Raw genomic sequence first — 24268 nt, forward strand, 5'->3', positions numbered from 1 at the left:
GTAAATCTGACTATGGTTTGCACTACTTTTTTATTCATTGATAAAGTTTATAGAACTCCTGCTTCATATTGGCATATAACAATATAAAGAGAAAGAGTAATATCTATTTTGGTTTTACTGTGTTCGTTCGGCCGATATGATTATTTCGTTGGGGGCGAAAAAATGAGTTCGATGAATAAGCTTGATGTATTGATCACCTGTATTAATGAGAATATCGCCTACTTTGAGAAGAGGAAAGTGATCAATCGAAAGAGGGCGTATTTATTAAATTTGGCTTCCATTATTTCATCTGCACTTATTACATTGTTATTAGGTTTAAAGGCTGTCAATGTAAACCTCTTCTCCAACATTGCATTATTTTTTGCTTCTTTCCTGACGATAGTTAATGGGATAGAGAGTTTCTTTAATCACAAGGGTTTATGGTATAAGGATGCTAGAACCTTAGCCAATTTAAAGGAATTAAAACGGGATATCGATTTTAAAATAGCAGGGGAGCCAATCGATAATATTTCAATGAAAATACTGAATGAGTATAAAAACAGGCTACAAAATATCTTATCGGAAGATATCAATACTTGGTCAAAAATGAGAGAAGAATTAGATCAGACGCAGCATGTTGAGAAAAATTAATAGTAAATAAAAGCAGATTCAAGAAATTACAACTTCCTTGAGTCTGCTTTTTTATTAGAGCTAAAGAAGTATAGAGGATTAGTAAGTTATGACACTATTGTCTTTGTCACCTGATTTAATTTAACGTTTTAAATAATATACCTAATGTATTCGGACCGCAATGGGCTGAAATGGTACATCCTGCTGTCGTTTCTAATATTTGTTCAAAATGTTCATAGCTTTCAAGTTGTTGGCGTACTTTTTGAACCGTTTCAGAGGAACAATGAGAGTGCGTGATAAATACACGGCTCGGATCAATTTCTTCTATATTAACTAGTTGATCTTCTACATATTTTTCTAAAACTTTATCAAAATTGCCTCGATATTTTTTTCCAACAACCATCTGACCATCTTTCACTTCAATGGATGGTTTGATTTTTAACAATGTTGCTCCAAAAGCCTCTATACTTGAGCAACGGCCTCCCTTTTTTAAGTAGTCCATTTTATCAATAACAAATGAGGCACGAACATTACTCTTTATTCTTTCAATCTCTGCGATAATTTCGGGAGCAGCTATACCTTTCTGGGCAAGCATGGCTGCCTCGTAGACTAAGTGACCACTCCCCGTTGACAGGTTTAATGAATCAATCACATAAATGTTTTTGAAACTTTGGGCTGCCAACTTTGCATTTTGATAGCAAGAAGACAAATGTTGGCTTAAGTTAATATGTATGACAGCTTCATGAGTTTCAGCAAATGGTTTAAAAAATTGCTCGTACTCAAACACATTAATCGCTGCCGTTGAACAGGTTTTCCCCTGATTCCCAACGTATTCAAAAATATCTTTTGGTTGAATTGCGACACCATCTAAATAATCTTGATCGTCAACTAGCACGTGTAATGGAGCTAAAGAAATTTGAAATTGTTCAATTATTTCTTTGCTTAAGTCACATGTACTATCCGCTGTAATTTTTATCATCATATTGCCACCTTTTGTTTCTCATATATTTTCATTTTAGTACTTACTCTCTAAAATATCATCCAATCCATATTCTAACAGTAGAAGTAAAAAAGAAACAAGGACAGAGGAAAGCGATAACTCAGTTGCCAAGGTGGGAACATCTTTTATAAAAAATTCGTATCATTAGCGATTTCGATACGAATTAGCTTTCTCAACGGATGGAGGTGCCCAAAAAGTAATAATTTTTTGGACACCTCTTTTCTTTCTTGATAAATATCTCTTATGAATTATTGTTCCTGCGGTGGTTGTCACCATCCTCGTCACAGTAAAAATGTTCCTGCGGTGGTTGTCACCATCCTCGTCGCAATTTATCTGTGACGAAAGCGGTAGCGTCAGTTACAAAGGAGTTGTCTCAAAATGACTTTTCAGACAACTCCTTGCAGTCACAGTTTTAGGAGAAGTAATCTGGGTCAATAATTGAATTTTTTGTATAAATTGATAGTGTAGCGGGAATAGGCATTGTATAATAATGGATTAAAGTGAAGTGAAATCGGAGGACCTTGTGTGATATTTTTAATCTTCATCGTTATTGCGCTCTTTATCATTGAACCACGTTGGTATAATAATATCTATTTTTTAGCAATTATTTTGTTAGTAGAATTGCTTTATTACACGGAAAAAATATTCTTTAATCAAGATTTTAGCGAGCAAGTTGTCAACATTACGGGTTATGTGTTTGTTTTTGCCTTCATACCGCTAGTAATGGCGACGATGTCTGTTTTAACCTATTTCAATAGTAAAGTGTTACTGGAAAAGGAAGGTCGCAAAAAGTCGAATTTATTTATTGGTTTGATTGGTGTTGCAGTGAATATTGTGCTTGTCTACTATATTTACTCGATGCATCCGAATAACGGTAATAAGTATAGTGAAGCCGGATTTTTTTATGTGCTTGGTTTATTTGTTTATTTTACAACGATGTATTCGGCCACGGCCATTTACTTAGTACTGTATAATTGGCGACCTATTTTTTATAAACCGGAATACATTATTATTCTGGGTTCTGGCTTAATTGGTGACCAAGTACCACCACTCCTTGCAAGTCGAATTGAAAAGGGCGTTCAGCAATATAAAAAATATAAGGGACAACCATTAATAATCACATCTGGTGGCCAAGGTAGTGACGAGAAAGTAGCGGAAAGCTATGCGATGAAGTGTTATATTCATGAGCATTACCCTGAAATTCCTGATCAAGCGGTAGTCATGGAAGATCAATCGACAACAACATTTGAGAATATGCTATTTTCTAGAAAAATCATTTTAGAACGGTTTGGCGCGAAGGCACGGGGTATTTTTGTGTCGAATAACTATCATATTTTACGAGCTAGTTATTATGCAAAACGAGCGAAATTAAGAGCAAATGGTGTCGGCTCAAAAACTGCCTTTTACTATGTGCCAAACGCATTTACACGGGAGTTTATTGGATTACTCGAAATGTTTAAATGGCGTCATATAGCCCTCATTATATTGTTTACTATTTTTTCATTTTTAGTATTTCGAGCGATGTAAATGTAATATTTTACGAAAAAGAAAACGACAAACGTTGAATTTACAGCGTTTGTCGTTTTTATTAGAAATTCTATTTGTTTTAAATTCCATTATTTATCTGCTCCACTTGCGAACATTTTTAATAAGCTATGCAAAAAGGCTCGAGGTAAAAATATGATTTAATCAATCATTACGAGTGATGAATATATCCAAACTTTTTAGGAACACTTTCTATATGCTAAAGCTTTTAAAAAAATAATGAAATTGGTGGGATAAATGCGATTTGTTATAACAGTCATTCTCATAACGATTACCTTGTTCATTAACTGTTCCAATGTTTTAGCAAAAGATGAAAGTTTGGGCGTTCCAATTCAAATGCTCCATTGGGAAGAAGTAGATAAGATTTTGCCGAAGTACAGCAAGTTTACTATTATGGATATGGAAACAGGGAAAATGTTCCAAGTGCAGCGACGTGCAGGAAATCGCCATGCGGACGTTCAACCCTTGACATCGAAAGATACAAAAATTATGAAAGAGATTTATGGCGATAAATGGAGCTGGAAAAGAAGAGCTATTTTTGTCATGCATCACAATCAATGGATTGCAGCCTCCATGCATGGGATGCCGCATGGTGCCGGTGCATTAGATAATGATTTTCCTGGACATTTTTGCATTCATTTTTATGGAAGTATGACCCATAGAACAAATTCTATGGATTTATCACATAACCTAATGATTTTTAAAGCAGCAGGCAAACTTGAAGAGTATGTCACAAGCGCAGACCCATTTGAATTAATTAATGCATATGTAACGGGAATTAAGCAACAGGATCCCCGAATTATCTCAACTATGTCCCTTCAGCAAATTGACTGGAAAAACCATATTGAATCGATAGAAAATATAAAATTGAAACGTATTTCTACATTGCCTGTTGAAGACGTAGTAAATAAATTAAGTCTTCAAGTGCCAGTTGAAATCGAATGGATAAGTAATTCGGAGAAAAAATATTTTAAAGGGGATATTTATTTATTCCGTTTTTCCCCAGCAGATGCATGGAAAATAGATAGTAGCCGTTTTTTAAAGGATAGTGGTATATAAAGGATAAAAAACTTTTTGGAGTAATCATCAAAAATAATTCTGCGGATAAAAGAGTAAACAGGTAATCTGTATTACTCTTTTTTCTTTTTATCTGCTGTTATTCCATTAATTGTTTTTCAATATTGTTCTTTAAATTGCTTTTTGGATACCAGGTACTGGTAAATCCGAAATATACGAGTGGCATAGGTTTGAAGCATGAATAGCAGGTATTTTATAAAAACTGAATACAAAATGGACAAACCTTTTTGCAATTTATATATTTCTTAATGCAATTTATATATTGCAAAATGCAATCCATATTGTATAATTAAAATAAATTCGAGAGATGGAGGTTGATGTATGTTTAAGCGTCAAATGATTCAGGATGAGCGTATTACGAATTTGCAAAATAAGATTTATCGAGAAATTTATATAATTGTACTAATGATTTGTAGTGGCAGTATGGTGTTGAAAGTCATTTCGGGAAAGGGTGGATTCGAAAATCTTGGTACGGAAATGATTATTTTTTTTGTTGGAGCATTGTATTACCTAGTACGTTCGGCAAACTTGGGTATCTTTTCGGAGGAAATTATGTATGCGAAAGGAAAAGAAGTTAAAAATCCAGATTCTCGAATAGCAATTAAAGGCATTGGTATTGGAGCAGTTATTGGCATTGTACTAGGTCTCGTTTTTGGTATAAATAGTGCGCTAAATTATGCAGAAGGTATGGGCCAGTCAATTTATTATTTCTTCTTAACATTTGCAACTACAGTAATGATGTATACACCGTTTTTATTTATTGTTTTATTCGTTCCATATATTTTAGCGAAGAAGAAGAGCGAGCGTGTAAATAAAAAAATGCTTGAAGAATTGGAAGAAGATGAACAATGAAAAATGTACGTATGAAGACAGCACGAATTGCATTAGATATGTCGCAAGGCGATTTAGCGGAAAAAGTAGGGGTCACAAGGCAAACGATTGGCTTGATTGAATTAGGGAAGTATAATCCAACGCTTTCCGTTTGTATATCTATTTGCAAGGCATTGAATAAAACATTAGATGAATTATTTTGGGAAGTAGATGATTAGGTACTCTTTTGAACTGAAGAGGTCTGTGAAATCATGACCTTTAATATTAAAATGATTGCCATCTTCAGGGAATGTAATTTAAAAACCACATGCGTATTTACCATAATGTTTGGTTCATTACTATCAGATACCCAAAGATATCTGAGTAGCGGATAAGTATAGCGGTCGGATTTTTTTGTGTTTGGTCTTTTACGTTCCAAATACATTTAAGCGGGAGTTTATTGGTTTGCTCGAAATGTTTACATGGGGTCAAAATAAGCCTGAAACTCTTAATATATAAGGGTTTCAGGCTTTCGTTCTTCACCTTTTCGAGGATAGTGTCAGATACCCTGACAGCTAGAATAATACCCACTATGGATTTATTGATAATAAAAGAAGTGCCAACAACTATTTGGACACTCCTAACAATTTAAAGATTCTCATTTTGCTGCTTAATCTCATCACCGGTGATGGCAATATTGGCTTCTTCCAGTTTCTTATGTTTGTTCACTGAGTTTTCTAATATGCTTCTTACATTCATTTCGTTTTCAACGGTGATTTGTTTCTTTTCTGGGGCGGTTGTAAGATATTTATCGTCCTTTTCCACTGACATCACTCCTTAAAGAAAGTTTTTGTCTTTCCCTCTGTACTTATACCACAATATTATTATTGGATAGAACCTGTACTTTTTAGGGATGCTGAAACCTTCACCTTTACATCTGCATTTTTGTAAGCTTCTTTCCACTCCTCAGTACTCATTCTTTTATGATGAATCGTTTGAGCCTTATATTTTAAACCAAAGCCGATTGGATCAATGCCTTCAGATTGGAGTAGCTTCATAAATTTTGTTATTTTATCTTTCGCTTCTTTTTCCAACAGTTGGCTGTACTTTGGTAAATCACGCATATTCAATGCATTTTCCGATTCAGCTATATATCCAACTAATTTAGCATCGATTTCTAAAGAAACCTGATTATCCTTTTGTACCTTTACTTTATTTTTTGCTTTTATTTTATCTAGCCTTGCAACAAAAAGTTCATTTTCCTCATTTACTTCGATATCAGCCATTTGCACATTCATTGAAAGGGTATTAAACACTAATGTAGAGAGCGAATCCAATTCAAATGGGGTTATTTTATCTTTTAATATAAAGGATTTATTTACTGTAAAGGTCGTTTTATTTTCATTTACTTGAACAATTGGTAAAATGGGATCCAAGCCATTATCCATCATTCTTCTCCGAAAATCGAATAAAAACGTAGTCACAATATACGGACTTTCCGTGCCATTTCCATCAAAATAATTATACAGTGATGGGTAGGCTGCCGTTTCTCCCGCAGGAACCATTTTGACAATCTCTTCCGCATTCGGTCTCCCAACAGTAATCCAAGAAATTAGTTGAATATCCGGCCTTCTTAATAAAAAATCTAAAATTTCTTTAGTTTTATTGTTGTTGATGAGTTCTTCACCAATGACAATCAGCTTCATATGGCCAAAGTCTAGTTCTTTGTCAATATGGGTTTCTAACATTCGAATGGCTTCAGATAAAGTTTCCCCTTTTTCCACAAGGTAAGTGTAATTGGCTTCGGGATTTTGTTTAAAGGAGCTAGTAGGAACAAATAGTTTTAAAATTACTTTGTAAGGTTTATCTTTGTCTTCTGATAAGTCAATGCCAATCATTGAAACAAAAACATCTTTATCGACATCTTTAAATTCTTCACAGCCGGAGAGAAAAAACAATATTGAAAAAATGAATAACAGTTTCAATTTACTTTGTATTTTCTGCATATTTCATCCTCCGCTTGATGTAAAAAAATACAAGTATCATACAGGGGAAAAATCCGGCAAGTATCATATAAAAAATACTCGAAAAACGGAACAATTGGCTTTCGTTAAGTGCTTGTACAAAATAAGTTGAGATGACTGTAAATATGGCAGGTGGAATTAAAATACCTATGTTAACATCTTTAACCTTAATTTTTTCAAAGGTAAATAAATATTTTAAATATTCCACGGCAACATGCCAATGGATGAGGATGCTTAAAAAGGCAATACATAAATAAAATAATAAAAATACAAATAATACCCGTTCAATTAAAGAATATTTCATACGTAATGAGTCGCTTGTTTGAAGCCATGGATACACGAGACTTTCAATTTCGGATGTACCATGAAAACCAATTGGGATAAAATACGTTGTAAATAACGTTAATATTGTAATAAAGAATATTGAAATAATTTGCTTCCATCCAAATTTTTGCTTGATGTTGAAAAAACGATTAAAAATAAAAAGATTACCCACTCCGAGAAATAAGTAAAAAGAAGATGTAAACGATTCTAGATTCGGCATTTGGTTAATATACAAAGTTGCTTCTTTAATAAAATTCCAGTTAATATTTGCATCAGTAGAAGCTTTAAAAAAGATATAGATGATTAATGGAAACGTTATTAGCATGATGATTTCGACTGTATAAAGTACTCGATCTGTTTTTATGAGACAACCTAAAATGACAGATAGGATAATAGAAAGACTAATGAGTATAATTGGCATTTCAGGTGTTAAGTAACGGATTAGAAGAAACGTAAACGTAATTAATGTAATCATCCCTGCTATAAACCAAACGACGGTCATTATCAAAATAAGTGGCACATAAAACCATTTCGCCGTCGTTTTTTTTAATAAATCGGGCAAGGTCATTCCAGGGAATTGTATAAAGAACTTTGCATATACGGTAATTATCAGTGTTCCTGTAATGGTTGCAAGTACCATGGCAGAAACGGACCCTTCATTATAATGCCTTAAAAGGATGGAAGGGACGGATGCAATAATATTAGCCACCATATTAATTAAGACGAAGTAGTAAAAATATCGACTCAAAGATGTCCCTCCGATCTTTCCTTATTTTTCTTATAATTATAGACTCTCAAGTAAGGCTCTCCGTAACTGTCCAAACTTGTTAAATACAAAATGAACACAAGGAATCCTAAAGTAAGTCCTGCTAATCCGAAAATACTTGTTATGACTATTAATAGAAGGCGGACAATACGAATCGCGAAGGCCATTTCATTTACTGGAATTACAAATGTAGAAATGGCTACTGCAGAGACGATGATGACCATAATATTGGATGCAAGGGAAGCTTCGGTCACCGCTGTTCCAAGAATTAACCCTCCAACTGTTGTAGCCGTTGCACTGACAGCCTTTGGGAGACGGATACTGGCTTCGAGTAATAGTTCCATGAAAAAGAGCATGAACAATACTTCAACAAAGGATGAAAAAGGAACGCCCATTCGACTTCCAGCAACGGTTAAAGCAAGTTCCGTGCGAAATACTTCTGGGGCATAAGAGGTAACCCCCACATAGATACTTGGTAGAAGTAGACTAATAAAAAATCCTAAATACCGAAGCAACCTTAAGAAAGTTGAAATAATCACGGTATGGTAATCGTCTTCCATTGTGTTCATAAAATCGAAAAATACGACAGGTGCCGCTAAACATTGGGGACTGCCATCTTGTAAAATCACGACTTTTCCCCCGGCGATATTATAAATAATACGGTCTGGCCGTTCTGTCATAATCATTTGAGGAAACAATGAAAAACGCTTATCATTCAAATAGTTATTAAACTGATTAGCTGCAGAGATAACTTGTTTATCGACCCTTTGAAGTTTCTCTTTAATTAATTTCAACGCTTGGGTATTCACTTTTTCCGTATCGTAAACAATCGCAACTTTTTGCTGATTGACTTCACCAAGGGACATATATTCGATGTTCAAGGTTGGTTGTCGATAGTAAGAACGGATTAAGTTTAAATTCGTCAATAAGTTATCACTTAACGCAATTTGCGATCCGTGAATGGTCATTTCTACCGAAGCAGATGAAACCTCATCGTTTTTCGATAATTTAAGATCGATTAAACATAATTCATTACCAATTTCCAATAAGATACTACCATTCATAATTTCTAGGAGAACTTGCTCTTTTGCTGGGACTTCTTCAAATTGTGGTAATGCTTGTACATAAAGTTTGAATTGCTCCATATTCGCCATTTCAAAAAAGGGTTTAATGATAGTTTTCTGAAGCATTTCATTATCAATCAAAGACTTGATGTACATATAGGCAATGTTTTTCTGTTCGTACTCTAATGTTTTTTGTACCAATTCATTTGTATGGCTAAATTGTTCATTGATCCACAAAAGAGTTTCCTGCGTATTCATACAGTTTTCTCCAATCTAATAGAGATAAGAATCCAAACTTAGTGTTTCCCACTATTGTGAAATAATGCATTTTGAGGGAAGAAAAAGTGTAATATATATTTTCGGAAGAGGGGGAAATCATGGTAATCATCACTGAAAATCAATTGCTTGATGCAATAGAAAATTATTTTACAAAACATGGGTTTACTTTAATTTCGATGGCTAAAAATAACGAAAAGGGCATTGATATGGAGCTACTTAAAAACGGGGTAACGCTTCTAATTGAGGCAAAAGGGTCTATTGGCAATAAGTATGATACAGATCCATCTATTAAACCATTTGCGCGGAGTTTGGTTCGAGAATATGTAAGAAAGCAAATTACGAAGTTGATGGAGCGGGAGGAAAAGAATGTTGGAGACAATACATATTTTATAGCTGCTTGGCCCGAAACCCCACTATTCAGAAATGAAGTAAATAAAAAAGCAAAAGCATTAGCAAAATTGGGCTATCTACATATATGGCTTCAGGAGAATATGAGGGTGAAAATTGAAGGACCTGGAGCAGAGAAGTTAATTGAATTGTTGGATGAGTAATTTTCAAAGAAAAATATCATAGAATAATATTTTTAGTAAAATATGTTTTTCTACGGACAAAGTGGAATATTGATAGAAATATCAAAAACATGCTAAAGACAATAGCGCTAACAACCTTTATTATAGTCTTAAAGGGGGAGTGTGATGGGGAATGATTGGGGGAAATGGCATACAAGAACGAGTATTATTGAAGCAAAACGACTCTGTGAATGTGGAGACGGAGAAGTATTAATTAAAGTTGATATAGAAGAGAGTTTTGACCAACCTTTAGGAAAAATTATCGCTCGATATCTAGAAATCAATTGTCCAAATAAATGTGAATAGTATCCTTATATAATTTAGTTACGCTTCAATTAGCGTAACTTTTTTCATGTTTCATGATTTCTTCCACGAAAAAAAATCTAAACTCGCATAGACAGCAAGTATGCAAGAATTGCGTTCGAGGTTTAACGAGCTGAAAAAATTCGTTTATCTTGAACGATTTCCAGTCTATGAAAATCATCAAATCGTGAAATGGAGTCAATTGTCTATTAAGTACCTCAAAATTTATCTTCACAAAATGTCAAAGCTAGTAACGTCAATCCACCTTCTTAAACCAACAGAATGAAACGCTACTAAATACTGATTCTACTGTTAAAGAAAAAGAATAGTTGGTACATAATGTTCTGTTGTTAGTTGTTATATGTCTCGAATTGAAAGGTATTTATCTTTATCTTTAAGATTAAAGGGTGCATTTATTGAATATCATTATAGGTAGTATAAAAACAAAAAGGGGTTGGGACAAAACTAAAAAGACATTATTTTTCTAACTTGAAAAATGGTGTCTTTTTGATCTGAAGAACGTGGATTTCCATTCCGTGTGGACGCTTTCCGCGGGCATGGCCTCAACTAATTTTTGCCGTCAATGGCCGGCGAAAATGGATTTTCGGCTCAGTGCTCCTGTCGCTTACGCTTTCGTCGCAAATAAATTTGCTATTCCCGCAGGAAGCTTGGCTCTGTAGCGAAAGGCGAATGCCGTCAGCTACACTTAGCCACACTCCATTCCAATCAACTTTTTCTTAATAGCAGATTTTCATCACTATATTTCTAAATAAATTTTAAAAACCACCTTTTGTCCCAAACACTAAGTCGAGTCCAATCTAATTAGCTGCCTTGTCAAATTGATTTTGATCATCTAATACAGAACTATCATATGCAATTAGCGTTACATCTAATTTTTCCTCTAGCTGTTTTATTTCTTTGAGTTGCTGTTCATTTAAATCAGCAAATTTTGTTTTTTCCAAAATCATCACATCCTTTTTCGTAAGTACTGTTACAAGTGTGGAAAATTTGCTAAAAATCTATACTTGATATTTACAATTGAAAGAGCAGTTGGATTAATTATTATTTTTTATTTTATACAAAAACTATAAATAGAATTTAGTAATATTATGGTTTTGAAAGTTTTCTGATGTTTCTCTTTGGATTCAAATAATAAGGTGTTTTACACAATATTTACTTAAGCAATAAAAAATTGTTTCTATTTATAGAATAGTATGGTACTTTATTAATTAATTTAATAAATATGCAATTTAAATAAGTGCTCTTATTACGTAAGAGTTAAAAGGGAAACTAGTGAAAATCTAGTACAGCCCCCGCTACTGTAATGGCTGATGAAACTACAACATACCACTGAGAAATCGGGAAGGTGTAGGAGTAAGATGATGCTTAAGTCAGGAAACCTGCTTATTTAAACGATACTTACTTTTCGGAGGGAAAAGTACAGGCGAAACCTTGTGTTTTTGTGTTTTTTTATACTTTTGTATGTAAATTTCACGTGCCCGTACCTACCTGTTAAAGGTGAGTACGGGCATTTTTTATTGTAAATCGGAGGGTGTTTGGATGCAAAAAGGAAAAATCTTTGTTGTCGGCTTCGGACCTGGAGATAGGGATCATATTACAAAGCGCGCTGTAGATGCACTTCAACAAAGTGATCACATAATGGGTTATAAGACGTACGTTGAATTAATTCGGCATTTAGTAACTGCAAAAACCATTGTAAGCACGGGAATGACAGAGGAAGTTTCACGAGCACAACAAGCAGTGAAGCAAGCAGAGGCAGGAAATATTGTATCTGTTATTTCAAGTGGTGATTCGGGTGTGTATGGAATGGCAGGACTTGTATATGAAGTGCTGATTGAAAAAGGTTGGACAGAAGCAACAGGAATAGAAGTTGAAGTGGTTCCAGGTATTTCGGCTATCAACTCTTGTGCAAGTTTACTTGGAGCCCCTGTGATGCATGACTCTTGCACTATTAGTTTAAGTGACCACTTAACTCCGTGGACAGTTATTGAAAAGCGTATTGAAGCAGCCGCTATGGCAGATTTTGTAATCGCCTTTTACAATCCGAAATCAGGGCGTAGAACACGTCAAATTGTAGAAGCACAGCAGATTTTATTGAAGTATCGCTCATCTGAAACACCAGTCGGTTTGGTGAAAAGTGCTTATCGCGAGAATCAGAATATTGTGCTAACGAACTTAGCAGAGATGTTAGAACATGATATAGGGATGTTAACAACGGTTGTAGTAGGGAACTCATCGACATTCTTTTATGATAATAAAATTATTACACCCCGTGGCTATCAACGTAAATATACCCTTGGAGAGGAAAAGCAAATTTGGAAACCTCACCAACGTTTGAAAAAAGAAGCAGAACCATGGGCACTTGATCAAGAAACAGGAGTAGCGAAATCAGGCTTTGAAAGAATTGAGCCTATAAAAAAAAACTTAATTAACAACCAGTCTGTGAAAACGGCTGGAATCGCAACATTAGAAACAAATTTAAAATCCCAATCAAAATTCGAACAAACTCAAAATAATATTTCATCACTTGAAATGGCAAGAATGGCTTTAGCTTGTATTACAAAGGAACCAGTAAAGTCAGAATTTTTAGTGCAACAATCGATTGAATCGATTTTTGAGTTTGCGATTTCCCCTGGGGTTGCAAACAAAGTGATTACTCCTAAGCAAATGCAGGTGATTGCTGAGATAGTTGGGGAAAACGGTACATTTGAATACACACCAGATCATCGTTTCTATGTGAAGATTCCAACTGAAAATCCAGAATTCATAGTAAATAGATTACGTGAAACAGGATTGTATGTTCTTCCAATTGGAGACGTACTAAATGTAAAAGCATGCGATTTTTGCAATGGGGAAAAAGCTGATTCCATTCCATATGCTGAAGAAATTATGGATTCACTTGGTGGTATGAAGTTACCGAAAGAATTACATGTAGGCTTTAATGGCTGTGGGATGGCTTGCTATCGTGCGGTGTTTGATGATATTGGAATTGTTTATCGTAAAAAGAAATTTGATTTATTTATTGGATCAAAACCAGTAGGAAGAACAGCTCATGCTGCACAACCTGTTGCAGAGGGAATCGCACCTGATGCATTGATACCATTGCTAACCAAAATCATTGAGGAATATAAACAAAACGCACATCCCAATGAACGTTTATTTAAATATTTTAAACGGGTGAAAAAAATTGGACAGTTTGAATATCAAGATATGAGCTGCAAAATTAAGATTGAAGAGGCACCATGTGGCGATTAGGAGGGGTGGCATGATTTTATTTCTCGCAGGGACAAGTGATGCACGTGAACTTGCAATGGAACTTCAAAAACAGGGACATAAGTTATTGGCGACTGTTGTTACAACTTCTGCAGCTGATAGTTTAAGAGATGCCGGTATTGACTATCACGTAGGTCGACTATCAGTAGAAGATATGGTGACCTTAATTCATGAAAAAAAGGTGACAACGATTATTGATGCCAGTCATCCTTATGCTGAAGAAGCATCCAAAACGGCAATGAATGCAGCAAAAGAATGTGATGTTTTCTACATTCGATATGAACGTCCACAACAACATTATGTACATCCACTTGTAACAGAAGTAGATACTTATGAGGAAGCAGCACTAATTGCTAGGGAACATAAAGGTACTGTGATGCTAACAACAGGAAGCAAAACATTAGCAACTTTCACTAAGCACTTACTAATTGATTCGATTCGTTTAGTATGCCGAATGTTGCCAAACAAAGAGAATATGGAAAAATGTGATGCATTAGGTATTAAACATCGTGACATTATTGCCATACAAGGACCATTTTCAGAAGAGTTAAATATTGCATTATATCGTCAGTACGAGACAACACTGGTGATCACGAAAGAAAGTGGTAAAGTTGGTTCCGTCGATGAGAAAATGGATGCCGCATTAAAATTAAATATTCCAGTTATTTTAATTAAAAGACCAAAAATAGAGTACTTGAATCAATGTTCTACTTTTGAAGAAGTATTTCAAAAATTAGGAGGAAATATAAATGACAAACACGGACTTTAATACGGATTTCGTACCATTAACGGTTGATCCAGATAAAATTTATGATTATAGTTTTTCAATCATTAAAGAAGAGATGGGTGAACATAACTTTACTGACGAACAGTGGTTAGTTGTGCGTCGCGTGATTCACGCGTCTGCAGATTTTGAATTAGGACGTAGCATGATATTTACTGATGATGCAATAGAAGCAGGAATTCAATCCATCTTAGCAGGTCGTCATGTAATTGCAGATGTACAGATGATTGAAAGTGGCTCAGGACGTAAACGATTCCAAAAACATTGTGGAGATTTACATTGTTACATTGCTGATGAAGATGTTTCAAAAGAAGCAAAAGAACATGGAGTAACACGTGCAATTATGTCAATGCGAAAAGCTACAAAGTTACATGAAGGTGGCATCTATGCAATTGGAAACGCTCCGACTGCTTTATTAGAATTAATTCGTTTAATTAAAGAGGGTTTAGCAAAACCAGATTTAATTATTGGAATGCCAGTTGGGTTTGTATCTGCAGCAGAATCAAAAGCTGAGCTAGCTTTATTAAAAGGAATACCATTTATCACGAATGAAGGTAGAAAAGGTGGCAGTACAGTGACAGTAGCAGCATTAAATGCCATCTCAATTATGGCTGATGAACGAGCAAAGCAAGCGAAATAAAAAAGATCCATCACAAATGCGACATGGTTACACAACTGGTGCTTGTGCTACAGCAATGACTAAGGCAGCGTTGCAAGCGGTTATGACTGGACAAGTTCCTGAAGAGGTTACTATTTATTTACCAGCTGGAAAATTTGCAACGTTTAAAGTAGAATCGAGTGAAATTCAAGGGGATGCCATTATGTGTGAAACAATTAAAGATGCAGGTGACGATCCAGATGCAACACACCAAGCTCGCATTCAAAGTACAGTTCGTTTAATAGAAAAACCGGGCATTCATCTAGACGGTGGTGTAGGGGTTGGCCGTGTTACAAAGGCAGGGCTGCCTGTTCCAGTTGGACAAGCTGCAATAAATCCTGTACCACGAAAGATGATTATAGGAGTTGTCCAAGAAGCTATTGATTTATATGCAATCGAAAAAGGTGTTGAAGTAATCATTTCTGTACCAGATGGAGAGGAAATTGCGAAAAAAACATTGAATGGTCGTCTAGGTATTCTTGGAGGGATTTCGATATTAGGTACTCGTGGTACCGTAGTTCCGTTCTCGAGTTCTGCATATATGGCCAGTATTGTTCAAGCGCTTAATGTTGCAAAAGAATCCGGCTGTGATCATGTTGTTATTACTACTGGTGGACGTAGTGAAAAGTACGCAATGCAGCAATATCCGGACTTACCAGAAGAAGCATTTATTGAAATGGGCGATTTTGTTGGGTTTACCTTAAAGCATATTGCAAGAAAAAAATTTGCCAAAGTATCTCTTGTAGGTATGATGGGGAAATTTTCGAAGGTAGCTCAAGGCGTTATGATGGTACATTCCAAAAGTGCACCAATTAGTTTCGAATTTTTAGCAGGTATTGCAAAGAAAAGCGGTATCCAAGAACCTCTACTTAGCGAAGTTTTAACTTCTAATACGGCATCGCAAGTGGGCGAGATTTTAAAAGATTATAAAGAATTCTTTGATGCTCTTTGTAAAAATTGTTGCTATCATGCATTAGCACATATGAATACAACGATCAGTGTTTCAACAAGTTTATATGCAATGAACGGAGATTGTTTAGGGAAGGCTGAGAATATTGACAAATTGGATGAAGATGATTGGTATAGGGGATAACGGTATAAAAGGTTTGTTGCCTCAATATATCGATTGGATTAATAACTGTGATGTTTTAGTTGGGGGAGAACGTCATTTAGCATTCTTCCCACACTTTTCTAAAGAGAAAAAGGTTATTAGAGGTGGTTTATCTAAGCTTGTTGCTGAACTACAACATGAAACTCGTAATGTTGTGATTTTAGTTTCGGGAGACCCGTTATTTTATGGGTTAGGTGGTGTAATTGCTAAAAAACTGCCAATAGAAATCTATCCTTATACAAGTTCTGTACAGTTGGCATTTTCTAAAATGCAGGAGAGTTGGCACGATGCTTATATCGTTAGTCTGCATGGGCGTTCTATAAAAGGATTTGCACAAAGAATTGATGGACGTAAAAAAATAGCAATTTTAACAGACGATAAAAACACACCTCAAGTAATTGCTTCCTATTTAAAATATTACGGTATGAATGAATATGAAGTATTTGTTGCTGAAAATTTAGAAGGGGACAATGAACGATGCTGTTATATGACATTAGATGAGATGGAACAAGCTGAGTTTTCCCCTTTAAACGTAGTTATTTTAAAACAGCGACATTCTGTGAAAAGAAGTCCACTTGGTATAGCAGATGAAGAGTTTCATCAGCGTAAACCAGAAAAAGGTTTAATAACGAAGAAAGAAATTCGAGTTCTTTGTATACAAGAATTACAGCTTCAAGAAGATAGCATCGTGTGGGATATCGGTACATGTACAGGTTCAGTGGCGATTGAGGCAGCGAAAATTGCGCGTAATGGTGCAGTTTATGCCATTGAAAAAAATGAAGGCGACTTAGAAAATTGCTTCCGAAACCAAGCAAAGCATCGTGTTGATATAACGGCCGTTCTAGGAAAAGCACCAGATCGCTTAGATGAATTTCCTGATCCAACCGCTATTTTTATAGGTGGCAACGGTGGTAATATGGAACATTTATTGGAAACATGTATTACACGTTTAATACCAGGTGGTCGCCTCGTGATGAATATCGCAACAATTGAAAATTTGGCAGATGCCGTGAAGTATTTGAAAAATTTGGGATGTGAAATTTCAATTTTACAAGCTCAAATTTCTAAAAGTAAGCCAATTTTAAACTTAACACGCTTTGAACCATTAAATCCCATTTTTATCGTGACAGCACAGAAAGGAAATGACAAATGACATTAGGTACTTTATATGGATTAGGCGTTGGTCCAGGAGATCCCGAATTAATTACAGTTAAGGCTTTCAGAAAATTACAGGAGTGTCCAGTAATAGCTTATCCAAAAAAACTTAAGGGTAGTAAATCCTATGCGCATCGTATTGTCGAAGTGTATATTAACCCATCTGAAAAGAATATGCTTGGTCTAGTGTTTCCAATGACAAAAGACGAAAAAACGCTTAACGTAGAATGGGCAAAATCAGTTGAAGCGATTTATAAATATCTAGAACAGGGACAAGATGTTGCATTTGTAACTGAAGGCGATCCCATGTTATTTAGTACATTTATTCACTTAATGAAATTGATGAAAGAAATGCATCCTGAAGTACAAATTGAGACAGTTGCAGGTATTTCATCATTTAACGGTTCAGCTAATCGTTTAGGAATTGCATTAGCTGATGGTGATGATCACGTAGCTATGGTTCCAGCAACGGAAGATATGGAGGAAATGCGACGTGTATTAGAGACACATGATGCGGTGGTGTTTATTAAAGTAGCAAAAGTTTTAGATAATCTGCTTGATCTACTTGAAGAAATGAATTTACTTTATGGTACTCATGTTGTCACAAAAGTAACGTCAGATGAGGAAATTATTTGGAATGTAGATGAATTGCGCGGCGCAGAGCTGAATTATTTATCGTGTATGGTGGTGCGTAAATAATGAAAAAAATATGGATTATTGGTGCAGGTCCTGGTGACCCGGATTTAATTACAGTAAAAGGTTTGAAGTTATTACAAACTGCAGATGTTGTCATGTATACAGATTCGTTAGTTAGTGACGAATTGGTTGCTCAAGCAAGACATGATGCAGAAGTAATTCGCACAGCAGGTATGCATTTAGAAGAAATGGTTAATTGTATCGTTGAGCGTGTAAATTCGGGAAAAACAGTTGTTCGTTTACATACTGGGGATCCAGCAATGTATGGTGCAACTATGGAACAAGTTGTACTTCTAAAACAGCATGATATTGGCTATGAAGTTGTACCTGGTGTAAGTTCCGTATTTGCTTCTGCAGCTGCTGTTGGAGCAGAACTAACGGTCCCTGATTTAACACAAACATTAATATTAACTCGCGCAGAAGGACGCACTCCTGTACCTGAACGTGAAAAATTACAAGCGCTGGCAAGTCATCATTGTACGATTGCGATGTTTTTAAGTGCAACATTAACGAAAAAAATTATGAAGGAGTTAAAAACGGCTGGCTGGGAAGATGATACTCCTGTTGCTGTTGTACAACGTGCATCTTGGCCAGATCAAAAAATCGTTCGCACTACTCTTTCACAACTGGATGAGGCAATGCGAGTAAATGGTATTCGTAAACATGCGATGATTTTAGCTGGTTGGGCACTTGATCCTAACATTCATGAAAAAGAATATCGTTCAAAATTATATGATAAAACATTTACACATGGTTTCCGTAAGGGTGTGAAGGAAGATGATTAGCTTACAAGAAGGCATTATTCCAAAAGTTGAGAAACGTAAGCCCTATGCCCTTGTTGCAATTACAAAGCATGGTGTGGAGCATGCACGTGGATATGCTGAAAAATTCCCTTATGTAGACCTATATTATATGAAGAAATTTGAACGTGGAGATGAATTAACTCGTCATATTCAATTATTTGATGGAACCGTTCGTCTATTATTACCAGCATTATTCAAAGAGTATAAAGCGGTTATCTGTATTATTTCACTCGGTGCGGTTGTCCGAATGATTGCACCGCTTCTTGAGGATAAGAAGAAAGATCCAGCTGTTTTGGTGATTGATGATAAGGGAGAGTATGTCATTAGCGTATTATCTGGGCATATTGGTGGTGCAAATGCATTAACCCATGAATTTGCAGAAGCAATTGGTGCACAACCTGTCATTACAACTGCTTCAGACGTGCAAAAAACAATTCCAGTAGATTTATTTGGCGCAAAATTTGGCTGGGTTTGGGATTCTGAAGAAAAGCTAACACCTGTAAGTGCTTCCGTTGTTAATGAAGAACATGTAGCAATTGTGCAGGAAACAGGAGAGACAAATTGGTGGATGCATGATACTCCAATGCCTGAAAACTTAAAGATATATCCTTCCACTGATTCAGCACAGGCAGCGAAACCAGATGCGACTTTACTAATTACTGATAGATTAATAGAAACTTATGAGGAAGAACTGCTAAAAAATGGTGTAATCTATCGACCAAAGTCACTTGTTCTAGGAATGGGATGTAATCGCGGTACATCGGCAGAAGAAATTGAAGAGCTTATTGACGAAACACTTAAAGAACTTAAATTGAGCAAAAAAAGTGTTAAAGCAATTGCAACGATTGATCTGAAAAAAGATGAGGAAGGGTTAATTAAAGTTGCAGCTAAAAACAACTGGCAGTTTGTTACTTATACGCCCGAACAATTAAACGAAATGCCTCTAAAAAACCCATCTCAAACGGTATTTAAATATACAGGTGCATATGGTGTTTGTGAGCCAGCAGCACTGCGTTATGCAAATGTGACTGAATGGGTGTTAGAGAAAAAGAAAGGCGAAAACGCAACAATTTCGGTTGCACGTATTTCATTTCATGAGGAGGCTTCACAATGAATCGATTTGTATTGGCGGGAACGGGAAGCGGCGTTGGTAAAACCACATTTACAATTGGTATTATGCGTGCCCTTATGAAAAGAGGTTTATCTGTTCAAGGTTTTAAATGCGGACCGGATTATATTGACCCGACATATCATACTGCGGTTACGAAAAGACCTTCTCGAAATATTGATAGTTTTATGATGGAGTATGATGTTGTTCGAGATATTGTTGCTCGAGCAAGTAAAGATGCAGACGTAAGTATCATTGAAGGAGTTATGGGGTTTTATGATGGTAAATCACCATTATCGAACGAAGGATCAGCAGCTCAAATTAGTGAATTGACAAATAGCCCAGTCATTCTAATTGTTAACGGAGCAAGTATGGCGCGGAGCGTAGCAGCGATAGTAAAAGGATTTCAAATGCTAGATGAAAATGCCAATATAGTTGGAGTGATTGCAAACCAATTAGGAAGTAAAAATCATTTTGAAATTGTGAAAACAGCAATTGAAGCAGAGTGTGAAGTTCCAGTTATTGGATATTTGCCAAAAGGAGCAGTTCCAACTTTACCAAGCCGTCATTTAGGACTTGTGCCTGCAATCGAACGTGGTGATTTAGATGATTATTTTGATGAGCTAGCTAATGCGATTGAGGAAACAGTTGATTTGGATCAATTACTTGAGATTACGGAGGCACCAGAAATTAAGGTTGATTTCTCAATTTTTGAAAAGAAACCAGATAGAAAATCTGTTCATATAGCAGTGGCAAAAGATGCAGCTTTTAACTTTTATTATGAGGAAAATTTAGAACTATTGCGTGGATATGGTGCTGAAATACACTTCTTTTCCCCTTTGTATAATGAAAAAGTGCCTCCACAAGCACAGGGATTGTATATCGGTGGTGGTTTCCCAGAGGAATTTGCCGAACAATTAGGTGAGAATACTGTCTCAAAAAATTCAATTCGTTCTGCCATTGAAAAAGGCTTACCGACATTAGCGGAATGTGGCGGGTTTATGTATTTAACACAAAGTATTACAAATCGTGCAGGGGAAACATATGAGATGCTTGGTGTAATTGAAGGGCATATAAAAATGCAAGAGAAATTAGCTGCTCTTGGCTACCGTGAAATTACTGGAGTTACAGGCAACTTTTTAATTAATGAAAATGAACATGCAAAAGGACATGAGTTTCATTATTCAACATATGAAGGTAATCATCAAACACCTGCGTACTTTAGTAAAGGACGTTTTAGAGCGCAACACGAAGGATATTTACGAAATAATTTAGTTGCAGGATATACACATTTCCATTTTGCTTCAAATCCGAAACTTGTACAAAATTGGTTAGAAAAATGTTTGGAGGAGAAACGATGAATTATTTTCCTTTATTACTAAATATCGAATTTAAAACTGCCGTAGTAGTAGGCGGCGGGCATGTTGCACGACAAAAGGTTGAGGCATTAATTCCAACAAAAGCTAATATTGTCGTGGTAAGTCCTATTATTACAGAAGAACTTGCGGTCTATGTTGAACAGCAAGCAGTGATATGGAAGCAAAAAGAGTTTGAACCATCAGACTTGGATGATGCAGTGTTAGTATTTGCCGTTACAGACAAGAAGGAAGTCAATGATGCAGTGGAAGAAGCAACTCAACATTGGCAGTTACTCAGCCGTGCAGATGCATTAGGGCGTGTAGACTTTATTAACCCAGCTGTTGTTCGCCGTGGAGATTTTATATTGACAGTATCTACATCTGGTGCAAGTCCACGTCTAACTCGACAGGTGAAAGAACAATTAGCGCAAACATATGGTGACTATTACGAACAATATGTTGCATTTTTAGGCCAAGCTCGTCGAAGAATTATCGAAACCGTCGATGGAGAGACTAAAAAACAATATTTAATAGATTTACTAGATCCACAATTATTAGAGTGGGTTAAGGATGGCCGATTAGATGATTGTGAAAATTGGCTACAACAAAAACTAGGAGATTAATTATGAGTGGAAAAGTTTTAATTGTTGGAGCTGGACCTGGAGACCCCAAATTATTAACGATAAGAGGTTTAGAGTGCATTCAACAAGCTGATGTAATTTTATATGATCGATTAGTGAATCCTGTTTTACTTAAACATGCAAAAGATAATGCTGAATTAATTTATTGCGGGAAAGAGCCTGGAAAACATGGCTTAATTCAAGAGGAAATTCATCGTGTACTAGTTGAAAAATCACTAGCTGGTCATATAGTTTTACGTTTAAAAGGGGGCGACCCTTTTGTGTTTGGCCGTGGTGCGGAGGAAGCAGCAGTATTACGGAAAGCAAATATCGACTATGAAATCGTACCTGGAATCACTGCGGGCATTGCAGCTCCAGCTTATGCAGGTATTCCTGTAACTCATCGTGATCACGCAACTAGCTTTGCCATTGTAACTGGTCATGGGCGTGCACAAAAAGGACAAGATTTTCTGAAATGGGATGCACTAAGCCACATTGATACATTAGCGTTCTATATGAGTGTTGGCAATATCGAACATATTGCAGCTAGATTAATAGAAAACGGAAAACCTAGTGAAACACCAGTAGCAGTCATCGAGTGGGGAACTACAGAAAAACAACGGACAATTGTTGGTACACTAGAAACAATAACGAATCAAATTAAAAAGGAATCTATCCAAAATCCTGCAATGATTTTAGTAGGTAATGTAGTAAGTGTTCGTGAAGAGATCGCCTGGTTTAAAGAAAAGGGGTATGAATTTTGTTAAATGCATTAAAGAAACGTAGAGCGATTCGCAAGTTCGAACCACGTGAGGTAGAACGTGAAAAAATTGAAACAATATTGGAAGCAGCTACCTATGCGCCAAATGATCGGATGCGAGAACCATGGCACCTTTATGTAATGCAAGGCGAAAGCTTAAAAGGCTATGAGAAAGTGGCACTGAAGTATTTAGAACAACGTTTTCCTACAAAACCTCAATTAATCGACAGTTCTATGGAGGCTATTACAAAAACTCCACTAATTATTGTTGTAACTTCAGCAATTGTAGAAGGGGATGAAGGTGCTACGAAAGACAATGAATTTGCAGTAAGTAGCGCTATTATGTCGATGTGGTTAATGGCTGAAGAGTTAGGCCTAGGAATGGTTTGGCGAACGCGTGGTGTAGGGTTAGTACACGATACAGCACTACATACCTATATCGGTGCAAGTAACCAGGAACAATTAGTAGGTACATTATGTATCGGGTATCCTGCAGAAACAATCACTACTCCTAAAAAGCGTACACCGTTTAAAGAAAAAACTACTTGGCTATAAGTGAAATAGTGTGGCAAGTGATTTTCACAATAGGTCGTGAAAATATAATAGATTCTGTTAAATATTTCGGTTATTTAACATTAATAACTAATTTACAAACAGTGTTATCTCCTTGAGTCAAATACAAAATTACATTTTGCAAAAAGAGAGGAGCTTCTACAGATGAATCGATCCCCTTTACAAATTGATTTTGAGCAGCTATGGAAACAGGGTATGTATGATTGGCATGGTAAGATGCCTGAACGGATGATAAACGATGAACTAGAAGAAGCATTTTGGACTGAATCAATAAAGAAAAAAACATATCGTCAAACAGATGCACATGCAAAGCCAATCTATGAAAAAATAAGAAAACACATTCCTGAAAATGCAACTTGTTTGGAAATTGGACCTGGATGGGGGAATTATACTTTCCCGCTTCGTGAGGATGTAAATCAATTAACATTAGTTGACAGTTCAGAAAGTGTACTTCGTTATTTACAACAATATTTTATCGATGATGATGCAGTGCGTTATGTTCATGCAAAATGGGAAGAATCAGAAATAGAACCACACGATGTTGTTGTTGGAGTTAATTGCTATTATCGGATATATGAAATGAATGCAGCCTTATTAAAAATGAATCATATTGCCAAAAAGCGTGCCATTATTGGTTTAACAACAGGTCAAATCCAGCCGCATTATGTGGTTCTCGATCAAAAGTATGGTTATGATATAAAATATCCACGCCGAGATTATATTGAAATTTTTAATATGTTATATCAACTTGGAATTTACGCAGATTGTGAAATGCTTCCACTTGAACGTACCTATTACTATGAGAGCTACGAAGATTTATATGTAGCGCAAAGTAAGAAGATTTTAAATGAAACTTTTCAACTTGAAGATGTGAAAAATGCATTAGCTGATTTTATAACAGAAGAGAATGGTCAAATCGTTTATCGCCATAAATTTTATGCAGCGATAATTAGTTGGCAACCAATTAATATTTAACTA

Annotated in this window: 26 protein-coding genes and 1 riboswitch; of the genes, 20 read left to right on the forward strand and 6 right to left on the reverse strand. The window is 35.8% G+C overall.

Annotation, left to right across the window (positions count from 1 at the left end; genetic code table 11):
- Nucleotides 1–162: 162 nt before the first annotated feature.
- The gene (locus tag NKR20_RS06795; protein WP_253424682.1) at nt 163–630 is read left to right on the forward strand and encodes a DUF4231 domain-containing protein; all 468 of its coding nucleotides are present in this window, start codon (nt 163–165) and stop codon (nt 628–630) included.
- Nucleotides 631–745: 115 nt separating this feature from the next.
- Here the strand turns inward: NKR20_RS06795 and NKR20_RS06800 are convergent, their stop codons facing one another.
- Nucleotides 746–1588, reverse strand: a complete 843-nt coding sequence (locus NKR20_RS06800; RefSeq protein ID WP_253424685.1) for a DegV family protein — start codon at nt 1586–1588, stop codon at nt 746–748.
- A gap of 546 nt (nt 1589–2134) precedes the next feature.
- On the opposite strand from NKR20_RS06800, the gene NKR20_RS19530 reads away from it, so the two are divergent.
- From NKR20_RS19530 to NKR20_RS06820, 4 genes are all read left to right on the forward strand, one after another.
- Nucleotides 2135–3136: a YdcF family protein gene (locus NKR20_RS19530; RefSeq protein ID WP_253424687.1), complete on the forward strand. Its 1002-nt coding sequence runs from the start codon at nt 2135–2137 to the stop codon at nt 3134–3136.
- Nucleotides 3137–3391: 255 nt separating this feature from the next.
- Nucleotides 3392–4213 (forward strand): hypothetical protein, encoded by an 822-nt coding sequence (locus NKR20_RS06810; RefSeq protein WP_253424690.1) that lies wholly within the window; start codon nt 3392–3394, stop codon nt 4211–4213.
- 339 nt (nt 4214–4552) lie between these two features.
- Nucleotides 4553–5083: a DUF6773 family protein gene (locus NKR20_RS06815; protein ID WP_253424692.1), complete on the forward strand. Its 531-nt coding sequence runs from the start codon at nt 4553–4555 to the stop codon at nt 5081–5083.
- Nucleotides 5080–5280, forward strand: a complete 201-nt coding sequence (locus tag NKR20_RS06820) for a helix-turn-helix transcriptional regulator (RefSeq protein WP_253424695.1) — start codon at nt 5080–5082, stop codon at nt 5278–5280. The genes NKR20_RS06815 and NKR20_RS06820 overlap by 4 nt, the downstream gene beginning before the upstream one ends.
- A 409-nt stretch (nt 5281–5689) precedes the next feature.
- On the opposite strand, the gene NKR20_RS06825 is transcribed toward NKR20_RS06820, so the two are convergent.
- From NKR20_RS06825 to NKR20_RS06840, 4 genes are read right to left on the reverse strand one after another with little or no spacing between them, the layout of a single operon-like run.
- Nucleotides 5690–5866, reverse strand: coding sequence for a hypothetical protein (locus NKR20_RS06825; RefSeq protein WP_253424698.1), 177 nt, complete (start codon nt 5864–5866; stop codon nt 5690–5692).
- A 59-nt stretch (nt 5867–5925) separates the two neighbouring features.
- Nucleotides 5926–7047 (reverse strand): Ger(x)C family spore germination protein, encoded by a 1122-nt coding sequence (locus NKR20_RS06830; RefSeq protein WP_253424702.1) that lies wholly within the window; start codon nt 7045–7047, stop codon nt 5926–5928.
- Complete coding sequence (locus NKR20_RS06835; protein ID WP_253424705.1) at nt 7028–8137, reverse strand: GerAB/ArcD/ProY family transporter; 1110 nt, start codon at nt 8135–8137, stop codon at nt 7028–7030. The genes NKR20_RS06830 and NKR20_RS06835 overlap by 20 nt, the downstream gene beginning before the upstream one ends.
- On the reverse strand, nt 8134–9477 hold the full coding sequence (locus NKR20_RS06840) for a spore germination protein (protein WP_253424708.1): 1344 nt from the start codon (nt 9475–9477) through the stop codon (nt 8134–8136). Before NKR20_RS06840 ends, NKR20_RS06835 begins: the two co-directional genes overlap by 4 nt.
- Nucleotides 9478–9596: 119 nt before the next feature.
- Between NKR20_RS06840 and NKR20_RS06845 the strand changes: the two genes are divergently transcribed.
- Nucleotides 9597–10049 carry a hypothetical protein gene (locus NKR20_RS06845; protein ID WP_253424711.1) on the forward strand — a complete coding sequence of 151 codons (453 nt, stop codon included), beginning with the start codon at nt 9597–9599 and terminating at the stop codon, nt 10047–10049.
- A 144-nt stretch (nt 10050–10193) separates the two neighbouring features.
- Nucleotides 10194–10373 (forward strand): hypothetical protein, encoded by a 180-nt coding sequence (locus NKR20_RS06850; RefSeq protein WP_121215121.1) that lies wholly within the window; start codon nt 10194–10196, stop codon nt 10371–10373.
- An 815-nt stretch (nt 10374–11188) separates the two neighbouring features.
- Here NKR20_RS06850 and NKR20_RS06855 read toward each other — a convergent pair.
- Nucleotides 11189–11332, reverse strand: a complete 144-nt coding sequence (locus NKR20_RS06855; protein ID WP_253428205.1) for a hypothetical protein — start codon at nt 11330–11332, stop codon at nt 11189–11191.
- 277 nt (nt 11333–11609) lie between these two features.
- Nucleotides 11610–11792, forward strand: a riboswitch (cobalamin riboswitch).
- A 138-nt stretch (nt 11793–11930) separates the two neighbouring features.
- On the opposite strand from NKR20_RS06855, the gene cobJ reads away from it, so the two are divergent.
- The 13 genes from cobJ (at nt 11931) to NKR20_RS06920 (ending at nt 24265) form a co-directional block, all read left to right on the forward strand.
- On the forward strand, nt 11931–13646 hold the full coding sequence (gene cobJ / locus NKR20_RS06860) for a precorrin-3B C(17)-methyltransferase (protein WP_253424714.1): 1716 nt from the start codon (nt 11931–11933) through the stop codon (nt 13644–13646).
- Nucleotides 13647–13656: 10 nt separating this feature from the next.
- Nucleotides 13657–14433, forward strand: coding sequence for a precorrin-6A reductase (gene cobK, locus NKR20_RS06865; protein ID WP_253424717.1), 777 nt, complete (start codon nt 13657–13659; stop codon nt 14431–14433).
- Entirely contained in the window at nt 14414–15088 is a 675-nt protein-coding gene (locus tag NKR20_RS06870; RefSeq protein WP_253424721.1) for a precorrin-8X methylmutase, read from the forward strand. The genes cobK and NKR20_RS06870 overlap by 20 nt, the downstream gene beginning before the upstream one ends.
- Complete coding sequence (locus tag NKR20_RS06875) at nt 15063–16199, forward strand: cobalt-precorrin-5B (C(1))-methyltransferase (protein WP_366519774.1); 1137 nt, start codon at nt 15063–15065, stop codon at nt 16197–16199. Before NKR20_RS06870 ends, NKR20_RS06875 begins: the two co-directional genes overlap by 26 nt.
- The gene (cbiE, locus tag NKR20_RS06880; protein WP_253428080.1) at nt 16174–17370 is read left to right on the forward strand and encodes a precorrin-6y C5,15-methyltransferase (decarboxylating) subunit CbiE; all 1197 of its coding nucleotides are present in this window, start codon (nt 16174–16176) and stop codon (nt 17368–17370) included. The genes NKR20_RS06875 and cbiE overlap by 26 nt, the downstream gene beginning before the upstream one ends.
- Entirely contained in the window at nt 17367–18071 is a 705-nt protein-coding gene (gene cobI, locus NKR20_RS06885; RefSeq protein ID WP_253424728.1) for a precorrin-2 C(20)-methyltransferase, read from the forward strand. The genes cbiE and cobI overlap by 4 nt, the downstream gene beginning before the upstream one ends.
- Entirely contained in the window at nt 18071–18853 is a 783-nt protein-coding gene (gene cobM, locus NKR20_RS06890) for a precorrin-4 C(11)-methyltransferase (protein WP_253424732.1), read from the forward strand. Before cobI ends, cobM begins: the two co-directional genes overlap by 1 nt.
- Nucleotides 18846–19985 carry a cobalt-precorrin 5A hydrolase gene (locus NKR20_RS06895; RefSeq protein ID WP_253424735.1) on the forward strand — a complete coding sequence of 380 codons (1140 nt, stop codon included), beginning with the start codon at nt 18846–18848 and terminating at the stop codon, nt 19983–19985. Before cobM ends, NKR20_RS06895 begins: the two co-directional genes overlap by 8 nt.
- A complete protein-coding gene (locus NKR20_RS06900) occupies nt 19982–21340 on the forward strand; it encodes a cobyrinic acid a,c-diamide synthase CobB (protein ID WP_253424738.1) in 1359 nt (452 codons plus the stop codon). The genes NKR20_RS06895 and NKR20_RS06900 overlap by 4 nt, the downstream gene beginning before the upstream one ends.
- Nucleotides 21337–21960 (forward strand): precorrin-2 dehydrogenase/sirohydrochlorin ferrochelatase family protein, encoded by a 624-nt coding sequence (locus NKR20_RS06905; RefSeq protein WP_253424742.1) that lies wholly within the window; start codon nt 21337–21339, stop codon nt 21958–21960. Before NKR20_RS06900 ends, NKR20_RS06905 begins: the two co-directional genes overlap by 4 nt.
- Before the next feature lie 2 nt (nt 21961–21962).
- Nucleotides 21963–22724: a uroporphyrinogen-III C-methyltransferase gene (cobA, locus tag NKR20_RS06910; RefSeq protein WP_253424746.1), complete on the forward strand. Its 762-nt coding sequence runs from the start codon at nt 21963–21965 to the stop codon at nt 22722–22724.
- Nucleotides 22718–23272 carry a nitroreductase family protein gene (locus NKR20_RS06915; RefSeq protein ID WP_253424749.1) on the forward strand — a complete coding sequence of 185 codons (555 nt, stop codon included), beginning with the start codon at nt 22718–22720 and terminating at the stop codon, nt 23270–23272. The genes cobA and NKR20_RS06915 overlap by 7 nt, the downstream gene beginning before the upstream one ends.
- A 162-nt stretch (nt 23273–23434) precedes the next feature.
- Nucleotides 23435–24265: a class I SAM-dependent methyltransferase gene (locus NKR20_RS06920; RefSeq protein WP_253424751.1), complete on the forward strand. Its 831-nt coding sequence runs from the start codon at nt 23435–23437 to the stop codon at nt 24263–24265.
- Nucleotides 24266–24268 lie beyond the last annotated feature (3 nt).

Source organism: Ureibacillus endophyticus, assembly GCF_024159215.1.
GTDB lineage: Bacteria > Bacillota > Bacilli > Bacillales_A > Planococcaceae > Ureibacillus > Ureibacillus endophyticus.